Raw genomic sequence first — 3,658 nt, forward strand, 5'->3', positions numbered from 1 at the left:
ACGAACACGAAACCGACCCGGCTACGCTACGGCTGGCCGCCTGACCACACGAAGACGTGTCCACTTCTCGGGGCGAAGGCCCGGGTAGTCCAGGACCATGTGGTTGGCCAAAAACACGGCATGGCCGCCCGGTGCCAGCCCATCCAGTGCTTCGATGGCCTGGACGTGGAAGCTGTGCAGTCGCATCGCGCGGGCCTCACGGCTGCGCAGGTGGATGTCGCTGTACGGCATCGACGCCACCGCGACGTCGAACGGCCGAGTGGTAGCCAGCCTCAAGGGGTACCGGGTGACCGGGAACGCGTCACGGTAGGCATCCGGCTTGGCCTCCGGTACGGGGCCCTGCCACCGATCGTGGATCGGGAACCCGTCATTGTCGCGAGCCTGGGGCCGGTTCGGGTCGCCGGTCAGGAGGACCTGCGGGTCCACGCCGAAGGCCAGCGCCCGACCGCCGACCGGGGCGCCCAGGCCCCGCAGCAGGTCCCAGACCATGGGCGCGAGCTGAGCGTGCGCACCGGTGGCGTCCGCGTGAGCGTGCACGGTCACGGCAGCGATGTCTGCCCGTTCCCGAGCAAGCTGTATGTGCGATGCGGTGGTCATGACCGGTCCTCCTCATCCGCGACGTCGGACGCCACTGAGTCGGGTGCGACGTCCTCCGTGTCGGCCATGGGCAAAGCCCAGGACCGGCGCAGCCGGCCGACCCGCTCGGCGCGGACCTGATCGATCTCCGCCTGCGCCTCTGCCTCGATGCGGCGTCGCCGGTCGATGTCGTCGGCGACGAAGATGGCGAAGTCCGCGGCCCGGTCGGTGACCGTGACAGGGGTCGGGCTGGTGGCGGCTTCCTCCCCGGGCCAGGTGGTGAGCCGGGTGGGGCGGTCTTCGGTCAGCGTGGTGCCGCACCGTTGGACCCAGTCCCGTAGCCGGCGCCGGCAGTCGCCCAGGTCGCGCAGCCACATCAGCGGTGCCCCTGGGTGGGCGTCCTCGGCATGCCCGGCCAGCCATGAGGTGCGCAGCGCTGACAGCTCCCAGACCATCTCGGGGTGCCGGTGCCACATCGGCGGGAGCTCCTGCGGCGTCAGACCGAAGTCGTCGCGCAGCCAGTACACGAACGCGTCCAGCTGCCACCACTCCTGCTCGGCCCGGTCCGCGTCCAACGTGTTCCAGTTGATCGGCACCACAGGCTCCGGCTCCGCCGGAAGCAGCAGGTCAGCATCCGGGGCCGTCGCGGCTCTGTCCAGGTCCCGGGCTGCTGCAAGGCTCGCGGCGAACGGACCGGTCTCCTCGACGACCTCGTCCACTGCGTCATCCAGGCCCTCGACGTCGGGCAATGGGTCTCCGGGGCGCCAGCCGAGCATCCGCAGGAGCGTGATCTGGGAGGGGTCGTTCGGCACATCGTCCGGTATGGCCAGGTGCTCGTCCTGTGGGTCTGAGCCGGGCAGGTCAGGTTCGATCGGATCGGCGCCGGATGCTTCGTCGGGGCCGTTCACGACGCACGCCCAGAACCGGGCTGCCCAGCCGGTGCGATGGCCGGACGGAGTCGGCGGCGGGTGCGGGTGACCTTGTACCGGGTGCGGGCGGCGTCGTGCCCGAGCCGGCGCGCGACGAACTCCTCGCGCCGCGCCGTCTGCCCGTCGCGGGTGACGTCGTAGGTGTTGACGTGTCCCGAGGCGATGAAAGCGTCACCGGGCCGGAACCGTGTCCGGGCGCGCTGGGTCGACTCGTGGAACACGACTAGGTCGCACGTGATCGGCTCCTGGGGTGTGAACGTCTCGCCCTCGTGCCGCCACTGCTGGGCGCGTACGCGGGCGCGCAGCACCGGTGTGCCGGATCGTGTGGTGCCGGGCCGTAGCCCGGTGAGGAACACGCCTTCCAGGCTCTGCCGAATGGGGATCGTCATGATGGCTCCCTGCTCGGGTCGCGGGCGCCGGGGTAGCGCCCGTATCCCTTGCTAGGTGCGCGCTCAGCACCGGCCCACAGCCATGAGGGTGGCCGGGCGGATCCGATAGATCAGCCAAGTGGGTGTATGTCAGGGACGTCGTGCTGGTGCCGGCCGACCGGAACGAGGACGAAGGTTTAGTTCCGCCCGATGGCGTGCCCGTGACCCCGCTCGCACGGTCCGACCTGCGCAGACGGGTCGGCGCGGCGGCGGGGCTCAGGGGTAGGAGGGGTTCACCGGAACGTCTCCGAAGGCGGCCGCGGGCAGATCGTTGATGAGGCACGGGAGGTCGTAGACCACGGCGTCACCCCGCCCGGCGGCGGGCTGCGGCTCGCGTGGCGAGCGCGGTCGGTGCGGTGGTGCCGTCCCGGGCGACCTCGAAGCGGGCGCCAGCGCCGTCGGCGCGTGAGCGGCGGACCACGGACAGGCGGGCCTCGCGCAGCCAGAAGTCACCGTGGTCAGGGCCACTCCACCTGGTCTGCTCGACGTCGAGCATGAACGCTGCGCCGTCCCAGTGCATCGGCGACAGGATCGTGGTGGCGCGCCGGCGCGCCCGGACCAGGAGCCGACGTCGCTCGCTCGCTGTGAGCCGGGCGCGGGGGCCGGGGACGACGATCTCAACGCCGTCCAGGAGCGCGGCGAGGACATCGGCCGTACGGCCGCCCGCGTCGGGCACGACGACGACGCGCTCCAGGTCGACGCCGGCCTCGGCCAACGCCAGCGGGCTGAGCTCGGGCCAGCCGACCATGGCCACCCACCTGTCGCGCTGCGTGGCACCCAGGAGCCAGCACATCAGGCTCGCCGAGTCCCGGACGGTGACCGCTGCCCCGGTAGGCAGGTCGCCGTCTGGCAGCAACTCGGTCAGGGGAGCGGGGGAGGCCGGGGCGAGCTCGACGACCTGGTCGCGGTGCTCGACCCCGACACGACGCTCGACCGACTGAAGCGCAGCGCGAGCACGCTCCAGGGCTGTCGATGGCGCCACGGGGTCGAACATGTGTTCTAGTGTATGCATGAACACTGCGGTACACCGGCTCGCCGCGGTCGGGGCCCGGGTCCGCTTGCGGGTTAGGGCCGCCGAGGCTGCTGCGCTTTCATCCTGATGCGTACGAGAAGTCCAACTACGCTGCTCTTACTAAGCAGCCCCCAAGTCGCGAAGGAGCGGCCGGGATCCGGGGACGCTTCGATGCAGGGACGCATCACGAGAGCTGTTAGTCGGCAGCGCATTGTCTTAAATGTCGGGGTATTCCACGTGCCTTGGCGAAGCGATTGAGGAGTTGCACACCGGAATGGCCATGTCCAACGCGAAAGGTCCCGGCAAGGTGGCGCCGCCTCGGGGACGGCTCAAGCATCAGGGTGCCGCCGCCATGGCTGAGGATCTCGTCCGTGACGCGGCGCTGAGCCGTGCATCCGACGACAGGCTGAATCACGAACCGATCGTGGGCGTGGTTGCCGACATGACCCTTGCTGCGGAGCCACCCGTCAACATCGCGCTCTTCGGTTCGTGGGGCTCCGGCAAGTCGAGCTTCTTCGCCGCCCTGGGCGACGTGCTGCGTCAACGTGACCCGAGTGTCAGGGTCGCCCGCTACGACGCCTGGAAATACGGCGGTCGAGCGCTCAAGCAAAACTTCATCCAATCGGTGGCCGGGGCTTCACCCCGTTTGGTGGACACGCTGATACTGGATCGTGGATCCAGAGGAAGCGAGTTTGATCCGCATGGCTATGAAG

Annotated in this window: 5 protein-coding genes; 1 reads left to right on the forward strand and 4 read right to left on the reverse strand. The window is 69.9% G+C overall.

The window, feature by feature from the left end:
• Positions 1–21: 21 nt before the first annotated feature.
• From ACYVK7_RS17725 to ACYVK7_RS17740, 4 genes are all read right to left on the reverse strand, one after another.
• Entirely contained in the window at positions 22–597 is a 576-nt protein-coding gene (locus ACYVK7_RS17725) for a hypothetical protein (protein ID WP_460889045.1), read from the reverse strand.
• Positions 594–1,484, reverse strand: coding sequence for a hypothetical protein (locus tag ACYVK7_RS17730; RefSeq protein WP_460889046.1), 891 nt, complete (start codon positions 1,482–1,484; stop codon positions 594–596). Before ACYVK7_RS17730 ends, ACYVK7_RS17725 begins: the two co-directional genes overlap by 4 nt.
• Positions 1,481–1,894: a single-stranded DNA-binding protein gene (locus tag ACYVK7_RS17735; protein WP_460889047.1), complete on the reverse strand. Its 414-nt coding sequence runs from the start codon at positions 1,892–1,894 to the stop codon at positions 1,481–1,483. Before ACYVK7_RS17735 ends, ACYVK7_RS17730 begins: the two co-directional genes overlap by 4 nt.
• A gap of 343 nt (positions 1,895–2,237) precedes the next feature.
• The gene (locus ACYVK7_RS17740) at positions 2,238–2,927 is read right to left on the reverse strand and encodes a hypothetical protein (protein WP_460889048.1); all 690 of its coding nucleotides are present in this window, start codon (positions 2,925–2,927) and stop codon (positions 2,238–2,240) included.
• A gap of 292 nt (positions 2,928–3,219) precedes the next feature.
• Here ACYVK7_RS17740 and ACYVK7_RS17745 point away from each other — a divergent pair.
• Positions 3,220–3,658 (forward strand): P-loop NTPase fold protein (locus ACYVK7_RS17745; protein ID WP_460889049.1); only part of this gene is annotated, 439 nt, incomplete at its 3' end.

The sequence above is a fragment of the Promicromonospora xylanilytica genome (assembly GCF_054782895.1).

Coding starts and splice junctions, on each gene's coding strand:
- ACYVK7_RS17735 (WP_460889047.1), bottom strand. CDS start 1,894: ATGACGATCCCCATTCGGCAGAGCCTGGAAGGCGTGTTCCTCACCGGG.
- ACYVK7_RS17725 (WP_460889045.1), bottom strand. CDS start 597: ATGACCACCGCATCGCACATACAGCTTGCTCGGGAACGGGCAGACATC.
- ACYVK7_RS17740 (WP_460889048.1), bottom strand. CDS start 2,927: ATGTTCGACCCCGTGGCGCCATCGACAGCCCTGGAGCGTGCTCGCGCT.